Here is a 15,165-nt window from a genome sequence, read left to right as displayed (position 1 = left end):
GAAAAGGGGAGATCCATATGCAAATCACAATGAGCATGTCACATAGAAAATTACATCATTTAGCCAAGGAACGATGGGAAAACAGTCTTTGTTTAATTAAAATAGTAGGTATGATGTTTTTTCTGTCGATCAGTATGATCACAGCTTTATTTTTAAGTGTCGGAACGATTGTTGTTATCGGTGATTTTATAATGAAACTTTTCTTTTAAAGATGACAATCGAAGCCATGATCTAAGAAAACCTGTTGATAGGCACTTAAATCTTCTGGATGCAGGGCAGGGATATCTTTCATCGTATAGGACTGATCTAATAATTCATATTTATTTTGACCAAACTGATGAAATGGCAAAAGATCGACACGTTTTATTCCGATCGTTTGCAGCAGCTGCGCGAATTCTTTGGCATCAGTCAAGCAATCATTGACATGGGGAATGACCGGAATACGGGCAATCACATCTTTACCTTGTGAAACGGCATAAGATAGATTTTTAATGATCAGATCATTGGAAACACCGGTATACTGCTGGTGTTTTTTTGCATTATGATGCTTCATATCAAATAAAAGCAAATCGAAAGGAGCAATCACTTCTTTAAACGTATCATGAGCACAAAAACCGGTTGTCTCACAAGCTAAATGAATATGATAGGCTTTTAACTGATGGGCCAATTCCAACGCCGCTTGGGGTTGGCTTAAAAACTCACCGCCGGAAAAAGTAACCCCCCCACCTGATTCTTCATAAAAAGGCATATCTTTCAATACTTCCTGAACAATTTCTTCGATTTCTTTGTTTTCTCCTTCTTTGTCAATTGCCTGCATCGGACAAACTTTGATGCATTGAAAACAAAGTGTACATTTTTTAGGATCGAAATGAATTTTATTTTGAATATGCGTGATGGCTTGCACAGGGCATTGATTTAGACAAGTCAGGCAGTGTTGGCATACTGACGAATTATATGTTAGCTCAATGTGCATGGATTGCGATTCGGGATTGGAACACCACGCACAGTGCAATGGACATCCCTTAAAAAAGACAACAGTCCGGATACCGGGACCATCATGAATACTGAATTTTTGAATGTTGAAAATCGTGGCTTTCATGTATTTCACCTCTCCCCCATCATAGCATGATCCCCAGTGTTAGTAAATCAATAATTACATATAAATATAAAATATATTTCAAATGAAAGTAATAATGACTAAATTGAAACATTTCAATTTGTTTAAATGAAGGGATTATGCTATACTGCTTACATAAGAGGTGCTGGAAATGAATGAACGACAAACAAAAATATTAGATATTGTTAATGAACATAAAAAAATAGAAGTCGTAAAATTATCGGAAATGCTTCATGTGTCTCAGGTCACAATCCGCAAAGATTTGGATTTATTGACGTCAAGGGGTCTTTTGATTCGTGAGCATGGCTATGCGGTATTGAACAATTCCGATGATATCAATAAACGTTTAGCTTTTAATTATGATACTAAGTTAAGGATCGCTAAAAAAGCGGCGGCGTTAGTCAATGATGGTGAAACGGTGATGATTGAATCAGGGTCCAGCTGTGCTTTGTTAGCATCAGAGCTGGCCTATCATAAAAAAGAGGTAACCATCATAACGAACTCTGCTTTTATTGCTTCTTATATTAAAGATGCACCTTCATGCAAGGTTATTTTATTAGGGGGAGACTATCAAAAAGAATCACAAGTCACGCTCGGACCGATGATCCGTTTACAGGTGGCTGATTTATTTGTCGATAAGTTGTTTGTTGGAACCGACGGCTTTTTAAGGCAGAAAGGATTTACCGGGGGAGATATGCTGCGATGTGAAGCCGTCCGCAACATGGCAGAGTCGGCTCAGCATGTCGCAATATTAACCGATTCTACAAAATTTCACCAGCAAGGGGTTGTCTTGCAGTTCCGTTTTGATCAAATCAGCTCTGTATTTACAGATGAGCAGCTTTCAATCGAGGATGAAGCTGTCTTAAAAGAACATCATATTGATGTGTATAAAGTATAGGGGGAACAGATGGATCGCTATTTAAGGGAAACTGTCATGCTTGATTTTAATTCTCCAATGCTGCAAGATTTGATTCAAAAGCGCGGATGGAAAACACTGGCTAAAGAACAACAGATAAAAGCCATCTATGCCTATGTTCGTGATGAGATATATTTTGGCTACAATGTCAGTGATGACATCACTGCGACACAGGTTTTAAAAGACGGCTATGGACAATGTAACACAAAAGGGACTTTATTCATGGCATTACTGCGTGGAGTGGGGATTCCTTGCCGCATACATGGCTTTACTATCGATAAGAAACTGCAAAAAGGAGCGATGACCGGATTGGTCTATAAATGTTCCCCTCGCAATGTCTTCCACAGTTGGGTGGAGATATGGTTTGAAGATACGTGGTATGAACTAGAAGCCTATATTTTAGATCGGGCCTATTTAACTCAGTTACAGACTATTTTCAAAGAATGCACCGGGGCTTTTTGCGGTTATGGCGTAGCTGTTAAGGATTTTAAACATATGGTGATTGACTGGGATAAAAACAATACCTATATCCAAAGTGAAGGCATCAATCAAGATTTTGGGGTTTATGATTCTCCCGATGATTTACTACGTGTTCATCATCAGACTTTATCTAAAAGCAAGGCGTTTTTATTTCGTCATTTAGGACGTCACTTCATGAATCATAATGTGAATACTATAAGAAAAAAATGATGCCTGTGCATCATTTAAGTAAATTATAATGGCTAAGAGCCAGATAAATGCCATCTTCATCAACGGAAGTGGTGATATAGTCGGCTCTTTTTTTGACTTCTTCGTTAGCGTTGCCCATCGCAATAGAAAAACCGGTGTGTTCCATCATTTCCAAATCATTATGCCCATCACCAAAGGACATCACTTCTTCTTTTTGGTAGCCGTATTTTTCCATAATCTTTTCAATCCCGGTCACTTTCGTTCCGTTAAGCGGGGTAATATCCAGCGCTTGAGGATGCCAGGAAGTAATCGAGCAATGAGGCAATAAAGACGCTAAGATTTCTTGATGGCTTTCTAAACTGACATAAGGACACATCTGATAGATTGGGGCTTTTCCATCGATCTTTTCACGGATCGGTTCGATTGGTGTAGAGATTGCCGCTTGAGCAGCGAAAGTATGCTCATCAACAAAATTGACATACATATCTTCCTTTTCAATAAATAAAGTGGAGATTGGGTTTTGTTTGATATAGTCTAAGTAACGTTGAATATCCTCCATGTCAATTGGACGGTGATAGATCACTTCGTCATGGTCGAGGCAATACTGCCCATTTAGAGTAATATAGCCATCAAAACAAAAGGTTTCAGGAACTTTAAGATACTCTAATTCACGCATATGGCGTCCTGTTGCAATGTAGAGCTGAATCCCATTTTCCCTTAGTTTTTCTAAAGCCGCTAAGGCACTGCTGGGAATCGAATGGGATGTATGGGAATACAGAGTTCCATCCACATCAAAGAAAATTGCTTTAATCATTATGTTCCTCCTTTTTTCACTCCTACTATACCATATTTTTAATAGATGAATCGAAACATTCAAATTTTGTAAAAATGGAGTAAACGTATCAACACGGTCAATTCTTTCTACACATTGTGAAACTTTTATCGTATACTTATATAAAGGGGTGGTGTTATGAAAGTCTATGCACATCGCGGTGCAAGTGATCAATACCCGGAAAATACGATGCTGGCTTTTACACAGGCAATTGAAAAAGGAGCGGATGGCATTGAAGCCGATGTTCAATTAAGCAAAGACGGCATCTGTGTATTGATCCATGATGAAACGATCAATCGTACTTCCAACGGTATGGGATGGGTCAAGGATTACACTTATCGTGAATTACTGGAATTTGAATTTAATAATGGCAAAGATGTGGAAGAATGGGTGAAGATTCCTAATCTTGAACAGTTATTAGCGTTAGCTAAAGAAAAAAAGATCCCATTGGTATTGGATTTAAAAACGGATTGCATTGATTATATCGGTCTTGAGGAAAAAGTCTATGATTTAGTCAAAAAATATGGGTTGTTGGATCAAGTCATTTTTTCATCAAGCAATATGGATTCATTAACGAAGCTAAAAGGAATCGATCCGACAATTCAAGCCGGTTATGTGTTTGAGCGTCGTTTTGAAGATAATGCCATCAAGGCAAGACATTATAAAATTGAATATCTGCATCCTCGCTATTCCATGCTGACGGATAACATTGTGAAAAAAGCATTGGAAAATGGGTTAAAACTAAATGTGTGGACGCCTAATAAAGAGGAGAACTTAGAAATGGTCAATGACTATGGAGTGAATATGTGTATTACGAACCGTGTATTAGCGGCTAAAAAGATAGTTAATAAGGAGAAATCATGAGATTAGATAAGTTTTTAAAAGTATCACGTATTATCAAAAGACGTACTTTATCAAAAGAAATTGCAGAGAGCGAACGTGTTCTTGTGAATGATAAAGTGGCTAAGCCGAGTACTCAGCTTAAAATCGGAGATTTGATTACGGTCGAGTTTGGAACACGTCGTTTAGTTGTCAGAGTGCTGGAACTAAAGGAGCATGTTTTAAAAAATGATAGTACGATGTTGTATGAAATAGTAAAAGAAGAGAAAATCAGTCAGAATTATGATGATTAAGTTTTGACATAATAGAGAGCCTTTTTTCATATTTTATGATGAAAGGAGGAATCAATATGGAAAATAATGTCCATTTTGACCATGCACCGTTTCATCATGTTTATTTAAAAGATCGTAAAACGGTGGAATTAACAGGGGTTAAGAAAATAGAAAGCTTTGATTCTTTAGAATTTTTGATTGAAACTTCATTGGGATTCTTGAATATCATCGGCAATGACTTAGCTTTAGCTCGCTATGATCAGGAAAAAGGGGAAGTAGGCATCAAAGGGAATATTGAATCTATGAGTTATGTATCCAACAAGAAGAAAATGGTCCAAAAAGAAAAGATGCTGGGAAAATTACTTAAATAATGAGCCTTTCCGTTCAATTTCTAAGTTTAATGGTATCGTTTGCTTACGGACTCATCATGGGATTTATTTACAGTACAATCAATCGTTTGGTGTTTGTCTTAAGAAAAACGATTCTGCGTTATTTGCTCGAAATGGTAATGATGGCAGCTTTTTCTTTTCTTTATGTGATCGTGAATGTTTACATCAATGATGGTCGAATCAATCTTTATATGCTGTTATGCTTAATGATGGGTTTGATTATGTATGAACATTATTATGCAGTTTATACATTATATTACATGGAATATGTGATGCGTGGGCTGAAATATATTTTTAGCCCCTGCGTATTCATTTTTAAAAAGATTTGTGGTATATTTAAACTATGCAAAAAGAAGGTGAGACAGTGGCTGCGAAAAAGCATCGTAAAAAGAAAAGAAAACTCGACTTCTCAAAACTACGAGGAGTAGCATATTTAATGGTGAGCGTTGTTTTATTGGGGCTGCTGGTCTCCGATTATTATAAAACCATTGAAACACAAAAGAAAGAAATGGCCGAAGTAACGGCACAAAAAGAAGCGCTGGAAAAAGAAAAAGCAGCGATTCAGCTGGAAATCGAGATGTTGAATAATGAAGATTATGTCACGCGATATGCCAGAGAAAATTATGTTTTCACAAAAGACGGAGAAACAGTCGTCATCTTACCTCAAAAAAATCAATAAAGATTGAGGTATGTTATGGAACTGACAAAACTATTTGATCAAATAGATTTTGTATTAATGCATGGAGATTTAGATGTAGAGATTGAACATTTAGCTTATCACTCAAAGAAAGTTAAACCTCAATCTCTATTTGTTTGTATAAACGGAACACGACAGGATGCCAGTCAGTTTATCAACGAAGCGATTGAACATGGCGCTGTTGCTATTGTAACGCAAAATCGAAGTGTGAATTATCCCGATGTCACGATGGTCTATGTCGAAGATATTCGCAAGACGTTGGCGTTATTATCCTGCCGTTTTTTTGACCAACCGGCTCAGCAGCTGAAAATGATTGGCATTACCGGAACTAAAGGCAAAACGACCGTGGCGGTTATGATCTACGAAACATTGAAAAAAAGCGGAATCAAAGTAGGGCTGATCGGAACCAACGGTATTTTTATGGGGGATCAAGTTTATCCTTCCGAAAATACAACTCCGGAATCCTATGAAATTCAATACTATTTAAGAAAAATGGCAGATCAGGGGTATACACATGTCATATTGGAAGTGACGTCGATCGGGATCATGCGCCATCGTGTAGATGGATTCACCTTTGACATTGGCTGCTTTACCAATTTATCTCCTGATCATATCGGTGAAAATGAGCATAACAGTTTTGAGGAATACAAGCATTATAAGATGGAACTGATGCGCCGCAGTGATGTTTGTTTTATCAACCGAGATGATTTTTATGCGGTGGATATGATTAACAATGCCAAAGGGAAAGTTCGTTTGTATGATTTGACACGTGTGGTAGATGAACCGATCAGTGCTGTGGATTACTTAAATGAACAAGGATTAAAAATGCGGTTTCTCTATAAACAGTTGATTTTCACGATTCCTTTGCCTGGTAAGTTCAATGTTTCCAACGCCTTATTATGTATTGGTGTCTGTGAATATTTAGGAATAGATGTGATGACAATCAAAGAGACATTGCAGGATATTCATATCAGCGGACGCAGTGAATTTGTCGAAACCTATCCGGGAGTAAATGTATTCATCGATTTTGCGCATAATGCCTTAAGCATGGAAAATATATTAAAAACAATGCTTCACTATCAGCCTAAGCGGTTGATTACATTGTTTGGCTGCGGCGGTAATCGCGATCGCCAGCGTCGTTATGAGATGGGAAAAATTTCGGGGACCTATGCGACGTTAAGCATCATTACGTCAGATAATTCCCGTTATGAATCAACTGAGAACATTATGGCAGATATCATTCGCGGAATGAAAGAAACCAACGGTAAATATGTGGCGATCGAAGATCGTAAAAGTGCGATTGAATTTGCTCTTCAGCTCGCTTTGCCGGGAGATATGATTTTGATCTTAGGTAAAGGACATGAACAGTACCAAGAACTTAACGGCGTCAAAAAAGAATTTATCGAAAAAGAAGTGATTTTAGAATGTCTTCAAAACAAAGCGGCATAAAAAATGACAGTGATTTGTTTCACTGTCGTTTTTGTTTAATCTATCTGCCAGTCGATGGGCATTAACTGATGTTCAGTTAAAAAGGTATTTGTTTTAGAAAAATGCTGACAGCCAAAGAACCCGTTTCTTGCGGAAAAAGGGCTTGGATGGGCACACGTTAAAATAAGATGCAAAGGATTGGTAATGAGTTCAGCCTTTTGCAAAGCGTGGCGTCCCCATAAAAGAAAGACCACCGGAGTCTTCTTTTCATTCATCTTACAAATAATCTGGTCGGTAAAGGTTTCCCAACCCTTTTTGGCGTGAGAATTAGGTTTTCCTTCACGTACACTTAATACAGTATTCAGCATCAATACCCCTTGTTTTGCCCATTTTGTCAGTTCACCGTGATTGGGAATCGTGCAGTTTAGATCACTTTGTAATTCCTTATAGATATTTTTTAGGGACGGGGGCGGAGTAATGCCTTTTCTGACAGAAAAGCATAAACCATGGGCCTGTCCTTTTCCATGATAGGGGTCTTGACCTAAGATAACTACACGGGCATTTTGATACGGTGTATACGCTAATGCATTAAATACATCTTCTTTAGGCGGATAGATTGTCTGGGTTTCATATTCTTCTTTTAAAAATGCCTGTAATAAAGTAAAGTAGTCTTTACTGAATTCTTCCTTTAACAAATCGTCCCAGTCGTTGTTCATTTTTACCATCGATAAATAACTCCATTCTTTTACAATATTTTCTTTATTGTATCATAGATTTTATTTATTCTATATTTTATTTTCACTTTGGAGTATAATAGGTGTGCTAAAAGTATGTAGGGGAGGTCAACGCATGTTTAAAACGGCTCAGGAAGCGATTGATTATATAGAAAGACAAATTCATAAATCATCATTATCTGCTTATCAGGAAATATTAAAACAGCATCAAATACCGACGGATACACTAAAGTTTATTCATGTTACCGGCACTAATGGCAAGGGAAGCACGGTCAATTATTTGCGCAGCTTATTGAATCAGGCAGGGTATCGGGTTGGCACATTTACTTCCCCTTATCTGATCAGTTATCATGATCGTATCTGTATTGACAAAAAGCCTATCAGTGATGAAGAATTACTGACTATCGTGAATAAGCATTATGAGTGGATCATCAGTGAGCAGCTCTCTAAATTTGAAATCGATGTTTTGATCATGCTGGAGTATTTTTCATCTTCGCAGGTGGATTATGCCATCGTTGAAGTCGGGATTGGCGGAAGATATGATAAAACAAATGTGATTAGCAGCTGTTTATCATTGATTACCAATATCGGACATGACCATATTCCTTCATTAGGAAATAATCTTGAGGAGATCGCCTATCAAAAAGCAGGAATCATCAAAGAAAATACGGCTGTGATCACTACCGTCAGTCAGTCCGGCTGTTTAGCTCTCATCAAAGAAGAAGCAGAATTAAAACATGCTCAAATGATTGTGTGTCAGCCACCGATTGTGAATACTTATCCGATATGTTTTTCTTATCGTGATATGCCATTACAATTACACCAAACCGCTTTATATCAGGTAGAAAATGTTTGTTTGGCTTTGGAAGCATTATTTTATTTGAAAGTTTCGCTGACATCACAACAAATCGAAGCGGCTATTTTGGAAACCAACTGGCCCGGCCGATTTGAAAAAATCCCTTATCATGGACGTTCGCTTTATATTGATGGTGCGCATAATATTGACGGGATCATCGCCTTGGAAAAAACGATCGATGCTTTTAAACAAAAAGACGTGATTATCATCTTTTCTGCTTTGAAAGATAAGGACTATGAATTGATGATTGCCGAATTGGAGAAGCGCTATACTGTCTACTTAACGGTTTTCGCGGATGAACGCAAAGTGAATCTATCAGATTTGAAAGCTCATTCTTTCGTCTTTGCTTCTTTTGAAGAAGCATTGAGTCAGGCCCTTACAACAGATCAAATGATTGTGGTGACCGGATCTTTGCATTTTATCTCAGATGTCAGAAGAAAATTAATCACATAAAAAGCGAACGTCGGTTCGCTTTTTAACGATATGGGTATTGATATTGAATTTCTTCATCAAACTCTGCCCAATCAAAATAAATCATTTGGAACAGATAGCGTTTTCCGGTTTTAGGATCACTGATAATTAAGTGATCTCGTCCGGCTGCTTCGATAACCCCTTTGTAAACGCGGTCACGCCATTCACTTGAATCCGTATAAGTAAAGTAGAAAGTCCCTACCTTTCCTTTATTTAAACGAAGTATGTTTTCAATGTAAGATTGTTCCTGAAAGTTAATAGGAGGTACCGGCTGTGGTACGATCTGCGGCTGAGTTGGCTGTAATGGGGTTGGTGGTGTTGGATAGGGCTGACTAGGCGCATATTGCGGTATGGTCTGCTGCGGCGTATAAGGGGCAGGTGCCGGTGTATCCGATGTTGTTTGATTTAAAGTTGAGGGATAAGTGTAAGTTTTTTGGTAATCCATATTGTCTCCTTTATATATTACAGTCTAAATTAGATTTTGGGTCATAGAAGCAGTGCTGTTTAAAACGACCTGCTAGAACCCCATAGAATTCAGGCGGGCAAGGAACGTCCCTGCCGGGATTACGGTACCATAAAGCTCTGGTAGCCGGATCAGCACGATAGCCATTAATGCATTTTAAGGCAAGTTCACGTTCTTTTCCGTTAGCATTTCCAAACCAAAGATCGGTGCCAACCCCTTCAAAGGCATTCTTTTGATAGATGACTTCTTGGATCGTGGTCGTATTTTTGAATACATCACAACTGGCAACAACACGATTAATCACGACATTACCAACTAGAAGCATCCCGAAATTTCCTTCTCCCAATGCCTCTGAACGCATGATACGGCCTAATAAATCAATATCTTTTGAGATATATTTACATCTAGCGATTTTCTCACCTTCTTTTCTATACGTTCTAATATATGTGAGAAACTAAGGAAAAATACATGAAAAATATTTCTGTAGATCATAAGACAAGAAAGCGAGTTGCAGGTGTCATATCATCGGTGAAACCTTGTCTTGAAACTGGAGGATAAGTGAAGAATTATCACTGTGAATATAAACTTTAAAAATGAGAAAAGTATTGATGAACAGAGCGTTTTTTAGAAAAGTTGATTTATTAAATAAAATCTTGTATACTATAACTGCTTGGAGGTGGTTTGATGAAAAAAATCATCAAATTCGCTCTTTTGGTTGTAGCCTTTATGGTAGTTGTGGCCTGCGGAGCTAAAAACAAAACAGTGAATATTACAAAAGACGGAACGGTATATGAATACGCTAATGTTTCTTTTACTTATCCCAATAGTTTTAAGAAACAAGATGCAACTTTATATAATGATGCAGAAGCATTAAGTGATCACATTAAAACTATTTTTACGAAGGATCAAGAAGAGATTACATTGATGATCGATCCGGTAATCGAAAACAATAAAGTAGAAGAATTGATCCAGCTTTTCCGAGTGGAAGTGGAAACTACGGGAGCTACCATTATCTCAAATGCGAAAGTCACATTGACAAATGGGGATAGCTGTTATGAGATTGTGGCTGAAAACGGAGACGTTAAAGCGAAATATATGGTGATTTTTGAAGGTGGCGACCGCTATTGTCTTAAATATAAAACAACGACCAAAAAATATGATGACAAGATCATTAATATGGATAAATTTCTTTATACGTTTGCCGTAAAAGAGCAAGGTGAATAAGGGAATTGCTATTTAAAAGCGGTTATGATAAAGTTAATAATAGAATAGTTATGATGCGAGTACAATAAAGGGTAGAGACAACTTACTCATTAAAGATTCGTTATCTGGCATAGCATGAAAAGTGAAGCTTCTTTGAGTGCATGCCTTTTTTGTTAGGAGGGTAAAACATGAAATTATTTAATTCAATGACCAATAAAAAAGAAGAATTTATTCCTATAAAAGAGGATGAAGTGAGTATTTATGTTTGTGGTCCTACCGTTTATAATCATGCGCATATCGGTAATACGCGTCCGCTGATCATTTTTGATGTTCTGCGCAGAGTTTTAGAATACCGCAAAAAGAAAGTCATTTTTGTTTCCAATTTTACAGATGTGGATGACAAAATTATTAAAGCGGCAAAAGCGGAGGGAATTGATGAACGTGTTTTAGCACAGCGTTATATTGATGCTTACAATGCGGTTCGTGATGAACTGAATTTACTGCATCCGACGTATACGCCAAGAGTAACCGAAACGATGGATCAGATCATTGCGTTTATTGATGACTTGGTAAAAAAAGGATTTGCTTACGAAAAAGATGGAGATGTTTACTTTAGAGTAGAGAAGATTGAAGAATATGGACACCTGTCAGGGATTCGCATTGAAGATTTGCTTAATGGTGCCAGCAATCGTGTAGAAGAAAACAATAAGAAGGAAAGTCCGGTGGATTTTGCTTTATGGAAAAAGACAGACGAAGGCATTCAGTTTGATAGTCCGTGGTCAAAAGGAAGACCGGGATGGCATACAGAATGTGTGGTGATGATTAATGATTTGTTTGAAGGCGGAAAGATTGATATTCATGGGGGCGGACAGGATTTAAAATTCCCGCATCATGAAAATGAAATCGCTCAGTCAATGGCTTGTCATCATCATCCGATTGCCAATTACTGGGTGCATAATCAGATGATCAACATCGATAATGCAAAAATGTCGAAATCATTAGGCAATGTCATGTGGGCAAAGGATTTGATTCCGGAATTAGGAATGAACGTTTATAAATGGGTCATGATGTCAACGCACTATCGTAACCCACTCAACTATACAGAAGAATTGGTGACAAACGTCAAAAAAGAAGTGGATAAAGTCAGCAGTGTTCTTAAACAGATTTCTTTATGGATGCAGGTGAATCATATTGATCCTAGTTCACAATGTGATCCTCTTTTAGAGGAAATGGTAGAAGCTTTGGAAGATGATTTGAATACATCATTGGCACTGTCAAAAGTGTTGGAAGCTGTTAAAGGGTTGAATCAGCTGTATCGTCAAAAAGAAAAAGATGTCAAAAGGATAGCTGAACTTTATCATACATTGCTGATGATGCTGGATATATTTGGATTTAAGTTTGACATTAAAACACTCACCGATGAAGACATTAATTTATATCAGCAATGGCAGGAATGCAAAATGGCAAAAGATTTTGAGAATGCTGATGTGCTTCGCGGTCAATTGATGGAAAGAGGCATCTTGTAGTGAGAACAGAATTAATGAATGCGGTTGTTTTGGCGTATATTGGGGATGCGGTCTTGGAAACAAGGGTACGTGAACATATTATTTTAGATTTGAATATTGTTAAGCCGAATCTGCTTCAGCAGGCATCGATCGCTTATGTCAGCGCCAAAGCACAGGCGGCATTCATTGATTACGCATTGAAAGAAAATGTTTTTACAGAGGAAGAATTCAGCTTTTATCGTCGTGGCAAAAATGCTAAAGAAACACGAGTATTAAAAAATACCAGTCCTTTGGCTCACAGCAAATCGACAGGTTTTGAGGCGGTTATCGGACATCTGCATTTGAACCATAATGAAGAAAGACTGGCACAATTATTTAGTATCTATGAAGCATTTGTTGAACAAAGAGAATGCAAAGATGAAAAGAATTAAGAGGTAAAGTATGAGACAATATATCTACGGAAAAAATACAATATCAGAAGCCTTGAATGGGCAAAAACGAGTTTATGAAGTATTGGTCAGCAAGACAACGAAAGATCATACGATTCCCAAACTGTGTCAGCAGCTAAAGGTTCCTTATCGGATCGTTTCTCCTAATGAATTGGATCGCTTGGTTGGAAATGTGAACCACCAAGGAGTCATTGCAAGTGTTGAGGGGTACCGTTATTATTCGATCGATGAGATCGTGGGGGCAATTCCTGAAAATAAACAGCCATTGCTTTTAATGCTGGATGGTTTGGAAGATCCGCATAATTTAGGGGCTATATTAAGAACCTGCGATGCGGTTGGGGCAGATGGTGTAATTATCGCTAAAAACCGCAGTGTCTCTTTAAATGGGACGGTGGCAAAAGTTTCGACGGGAGCGATTGATCATGTGAAGGTGGCGCAAGTGACGAATCTTGCCAGAACATTGGAAGATTTGAAAAAGCGTGGTTATTGGATCGTCGGTTGTGATAACGATCAGTCACAGGACTATCGAGCAGTTGATTACAATATGCCAACATGCATTGTCATTGGGTCAGAAGGAAAGGGCATTACCCGCATCGTCAAACAGCAGTGTGACTATAAAGTGGTGCTGCCGATGGTGGGGCATGTGACGTCATTGAACGCCTCTGTCGCAGCGGCGGTGATTCTCTATCAGGTCTATCATTCTCGTTTTCCACTCTAGGTAGAAAGGAAACGACGTGGAAGAAGTCAATGATTATGAGTTACTCTATTTAATATTTCAAGGAAGTGAATGCGCGTTACGTTTTTTATTTAAAGAGTATCGCGTTTATTTTAAAAAGATTTTAAATAATTATTACTATGATCTATTAAGGTCATTAAGTGAAGATGATCTCTTGCAAGAAGCGCAAATTGTCTTGTATTTAGTTTATGATCGATATCGGCATGATACTTTAGCAACGTTTCGCACATTCGTTAGGAATTGTGTGGAAAAAAGGTGGTATACGATGGTCAAGAAAGCAACGATAGCCAAAAATAAGTTTCATTACCAATTTATTTCGCTTGATCAGCCGTTGTATACGACCGACAATGAAGAAAGTACGATCTGTTTGGAAAATGCATTGGCAGACCCTTATCGTGGTCATCAGCCGGCAGAAAGCTTGATGATCAAAGAAACGCTCAATCAAGTCTATCAGGCGGTAGAAGAAAGCAAAATGGAATATGTAGCGGATATTGCGCAAATGAAGATGCTGGGGTACAGTGATAAGGAGATTGCTGAAAGACTTTCGATTAGTGACAAAAAAGTATCGAATACGATTTACCGAATCAGAAAAAAGTTTGATTTAAACAAACATTAATTTGACTAATAGGAGATTATATGCTAAATTTAATTATTGTAGGTGATGAAAAATGAAGCAAAAAGTAACGCTGATTTGCACAGAGTGCTTATCAAGGAATTATTCGACATATAAGAATACAAAAACGAATCCAGAGCGTTTGGAATTAAATAAATATTGTAAGAAATGCGGGAAACATACCCTGCATAAAGAAACAAAATAAGGAGGCCCAGTATGAAATTTAGAGATTGGTTCAGTATTAGCGGTATTCGTGCGGAAATGAAAAAAGTCACATGGCTGACAAAGAAAGAACTGTTTGTGAATTCAGCAACTGTGTTGGCTTTCTGCTTGGTTTTAGGTTTATTCTTTTTTGGCAGTGATGCCATCATCGCTGTAATTTTGAGAATGTTGGGGTTGAACTAATATGGCTGGAATGAATGATGAAGGAAGACAATGGTATGTAGTCAATACATACTCAGGTCATGAAAATAAAGTAAAAGAAAACTTGATTAAACGTGTAGAATCAATGGGATTGCAGGATTATTTATTTAATATTGTAATTCCGGAACATACCGAAACAGAAATTAAAGACGGTAAAAAAGTCAATGTAACTAAAAACATGTTCCCAGGATATGTCTTGGTTGAAATGATCATGACAGATGAAGCATGGTATATCGTACGTAACACTTCGGGAGTTACCGGGTTCATCGGTTCTTCTGGGGGTGGAGCAAAGCCATTCCCGTTACAAAAAGGGGAAGTGGAACCTATTTTGAAAAAGATGGGAATCCGCAGTGAAATCGTTAATCTTAATTTTGGGGTTGGAGATGACGTGAAAGTTATTTCCGGACCAATGGCAAATAAGATCGGTAAAGTAGAAGTGATTGATATGGATAAACAAGAAGCTAAAATCTTGGTCGATATGTTAGGCACTTTAGTACCGATGGAAGTAGAGTTATCACAATTAGAAAAAGTAGAGTATTAATAAAAGGTATC

23 protein-coding genes are annotated in these 15,165 nt (G+C 37.7%); 18 read left to right on the top strand and 5 right to left on the bottom strand.

Going from position 1 to position 15,165, the window contains the following annotated elements:
• Positions 1 to 17: 17 nt before the first annotated feature.
• The gene (locus BN1225_RS11225) at positions 18 to 209 is read left to right on the top strand and encodes a hypothetical protein (protein WP_041139915.1); all 192 of its coding nucleotides are present in this window, start codon (positions 18 to 20) and stop codon (positions 207 to 209) included.
• Here BN1225_RS11225 and BN1225_RS11220 read toward each other — a convergent pair.
• Positions 206 to 1,099 carry a glycyl-radical enzyme activating protein gene (locus BN1225_RS11220; protein WP_041139914.1) on the bottom strand — a complete coding sequence of 298 codons (894 nt, stop codon included), beginning with the start codon at positions 1,097 to 1,099 and terminating at the stop codon, positions 206 to 208. The genes BN1225_RS11225 and BN1225_RS11220 overlap by 4 nt on opposite strands.
• 169 nt (positions 1,100 to 1,268) lie before the next feature.
• On the opposite strand from BN1225_RS11220, the gene BN1225_RS11215 reads away from it, so the two are divergent.
• Together BN1225_RS11215 and BN1225_RS11210 are read left to right on the top strand one after the other, a co-directional pair.
• On the top strand, positions 1,269 to 2,015 hold the full coding sequence (locus BN1225_RS11215; protein WP_041139913.1) for a DeoR/GlpR family DNA-binding transcription regulator: 747 nt from the start codon (positions 1,269 to 1,271) through the stop codon (positions 2,013 to 2,015).
• Between the two features lie 9 nt (positions 2,016 to 2,024).
• On the top strand, positions 2,025 to 2,723 hold the full coding sequence (locus BN1225_RS11210; protein WP_041139912.1) for a transglutaminase-like domain-containing protein: 699 nt from the start codon (positions 2,025 to 2,027) through the stop codon (positions 2,721 to 2,723).
• 10 nt (positions 2,724 to 2,733) lie between these two features.
• Here the strand turns inward: BN1225_RS11210 and BN1225_RS11205 are convergent, their stop codons facing one another.
• Entirely contained in the window at positions 2,734 to 3,516 is a 783-nt protein-coding gene (locus BN1225_RS11205) for a Cof-type HAD-IIB family hydrolase (protein WP_041139911.1), read from the bottom strand.
• 156 nt (positions 3,517 to 3,672) lie between these two features.
• Between BN1225_RS11205 and BN1225_RS11200 the strand changes: the two genes are divergently transcribed.
• The 6 genes from BN1225_RS11200 to BN1225_RS11180 are packed head-to-tail and all read left to right on the top strand — an operon-like array spanning position 3,673 to position 7,181.
• Positions 3,673 to 4,398 (top strand): glycerophosphodiester phosphodiesterase, encoded by a 726-nt coding sequence (locus BN1225_RS11200; RefSeq protein WP_041139910.1) that lies wholly within the window; start codon positions 3,673 to 3,675, stop codon positions 4,396 to 4,398.
• Complete coding sequence (locus BN1225_RS11195) at positions 4,395 to 4,667, top strand: RNA-binding S4 domain-containing protein (protein WP_041139909.1); 273 nt, start codon at positions 4,395 to 4,397, stop codon at positions 4,665 to 4,667. Before BN1225_RS11200 ends, BN1225_RS11195 begins: the two co-directional genes overlap by 4 nt.
• A gap of 50 nt (positions 4,668 to 4,717) precedes the next feature.
• Positions 4,718 to 5,017: a sporulation protein YabP gene (gene yabP, locus BN1225_RS11190; protein WP_443984280.1), complete on the top strand. Its 300-nt coding sequence runs from the start codon at positions 4,718 to 4,720 to the stop codon at positions 5,015 to 5,017.
• On the top strand, positions 5,017 to 5,463 hold the full coding sequence (gene yabQ, locus BN1225_RS14795) for a spore cortex biosynthesis protein YabQ (protein WP_052466594.1): 447 nt from the start codon (positions 5,017 to 5,019) through the stop codon (positions 5,461 to 5,463). Before yabP ends, yabQ begins: the two co-directional genes overlap by 1 nt.
• 8 nt (positions 5,464 to 5,471) lie before the next feature.
• Positions 5,472 to 5,714, top strand: a complete 243-nt coding sequence (locus BN1225_RS11185) for an FtsB family cell division protein (RefSeq protein WP_052466591.1) — start codon at positions 5,472 to 5,474, stop codon at positions 5,712 to 5,714.
• A gap of 15 nt (positions 5,715 to 5,729) precedes the next feature.
• Positions 5,730 to 7,181, top strand: a complete 1,452-nt coding sequence (locus BN1225_RS11180; protein WP_041139906.1) for a UDP-N-acetylmuramoyl-L-alanyl-D-glutamate--2,6-diaminopimelate ligase — start codon at positions 5,730 to 5,732, stop codon at positions 7,179 to 7,181.
• 35 nt (positions 7,182 to 7,216) lie between these two features.
• On the opposite strand, the gene ung is transcribed toward BN1225_RS11180, so the two are convergent.
• The gene (gene ung, locus BN1225_RS11175; protein WP_041139905.1) at positions 7,217 to 7,885 is read right to left on the bottom strand and encodes a uracil-DNA glycosylase; all 669 of its coding nucleotides are present in this window, start codon (positions 7,883 to 7,885) and stop codon (positions 7,217 to 7,219) included.
• A gap of 124 nt (positions 7,886 to 8,009) precedes the next feature.
• Between ung and BN1225_RS11170 the strand changes: the two genes are divergently transcribed.
• Positions 8,010 to 9,203 (top strand): bifunctional folylpolyglutamate synthase/dihydrofolate synthase, encoded by a 1,194-nt coding sequence (locus BN1225_RS11170; protein WP_041139904.1) that lies wholly within the window; start codon positions 8,010 to 8,012, stop codon positions 9,201 to 9,203.
• A gap of 22 nt (positions 9,204 to 9,225) precedes the next feature.
• On the opposite strand, the gene gerQ is transcribed toward BN1225_RS11170, so the two are convergent.
• Together gerQ and BN1225_RS11160 are read right to left on the bottom strand one after the other, a co-directional pair.
• On the bottom strand, positions 9,226 to 9,666 hold the full coding sequence (gene gerQ / locus BN1225_RS11165) for a spore coat protein GerQ (RefSeq protein WP_074434821.1): 441 nt from the start codon (positions 9,664 to 9,666) through the stop codon (positions 9,226 to 9,228).
• Between the two features lie 10 nt (positions 9,667 to 9,676).
• The gene (locus BN1225_RS11160; protein ID WP_074434820.1) at positions 9,677 to 10,045 is read right to left on the bottom strand and encodes a cell wall hydrolase; all 369 of its coding nucleotides are present in this window, start codon (positions 10,043 to 10,045) and stop codon (positions 9,677 to 9,679) included.
• Between the two features lie 323 nt (positions 10,046 to 10,368).
• On the opposite strand from BN1225_RS11160, the gene BN1225_RS11155 reads away from it, so the two are divergent.
• From BN1225_RS11155 to nusG, 8 genes are all read left to right on the top strand, one after another.
• Positions 10,369 to 10,908 (top strand): hypothetical protein, encoded by a 540-nt coding sequence (locus BN1225_RS11155; RefSeq protein WP_041139902.1) that lies wholly within the window; start codon positions 10,369 to 10,371, stop codon positions 10,906 to 10,908.
• A 167-nt stretch (positions 10,909 to 11,075) separates the two neighbouring features.
• Entirely contained in the window at positions 11,076 to 12,413 is a 1,338-nt protein-coding gene (gene cysS, locus BN1225_RS11150) for a cysteine--tRNA ligase (RefSeq protein ID WP_041139901.1), read from the top strand.
• Positions 12,413 to 12,823, top strand: a complete 411-nt coding sequence (locus BN1225_RS11145) for a Mini-ribonuclease 3 (protein ID WP_052466589.1) — start codon at positions 12,413 to 12,415, stop codon at positions 12,821 to 12,823. The genes cysS and BN1225_RS11145 overlap by 1 nt, the downstream gene beginning before the upstream one ends.
• A gap of 10 nt (positions 12,824 to 12,833) precedes the next feature.
• Positions 12,834 to 13,559, top strand: a complete 726-nt coding sequence (gene rlmB / locus BN1225_RS11140) for a 23S rRNA (guanosine(2251)-2'-O)-methyltransferase RlmB (protein ID WP_041139900.1) — start codon at positions 12,834 to 12,836, stop codon at positions 13,557 to 13,559.
• A 16-nt stretch (positions 13,560 to 13,575) separates the two neighbouring features.
• Positions 13,576 to 14,193 (top strand): sigma-70 family RNA polymerase sigma factor, encoded by a 618-nt coding sequence (locus tag BN1225_RS11135; protein ID WP_041139899.1) that lies wholly within the window; start codon positions 13,576 to 13,578, stop codon positions 14,191 to 14,193.
• 52 nt (positions 14,194 to 14,245) lie between these two features.
• Entirely contained in the window at positions 14,246 to 14,395 is a 150-nt protein-coding gene (rpmG, locus tag BN1225_RS11130; RefSeq protein WP_041139898.1) for a 50S ribosomal protein L33, read from the top strand.
• Between the two features lie 11 nt (positions 14,396 to 14,406).
• Positions 14,407 to 14,595, top strand: a complete 189-nt coding sequence (gene secE, locus BN1225_RS11125) for a preprotein translocase subunit SecE (protein WP_041139897.1) — start codon at positions 14,407 to 14,409, stop codon at positions 14,593 to 14,595.
• 1 nt (position 14,596) lies between these two features.
• Complete coding sequence (gene nusG / locus BN1225_RS11120; protein ID WP_041139896.1) at positions 14,597 to 15,154, top strand: transcription termination/antitermination protein NusG; 558 nt, start codon at positions 14,597 to 14,599, stop codon at positions 15,152 to 15,154.
• The last annotated feature ends 11 nt before the right edge of the window (positions 15,155 to 15,165 follow it).

Origin of the sequence: Beduini massiliensis (assembly GCF_000829905.1) — a bacterium.
GTDB lineage: Bacteria > Bacillota_I > Bacilli_A > Erysipelotrichales > Coprobacillaceae > Beduini > Beduini massiliensis.
The sequence above is the reverse complement of the archived record's forward strand: the minus strand, read 5'-3'. Positions and strand labels throughout refer to the sequence as shown.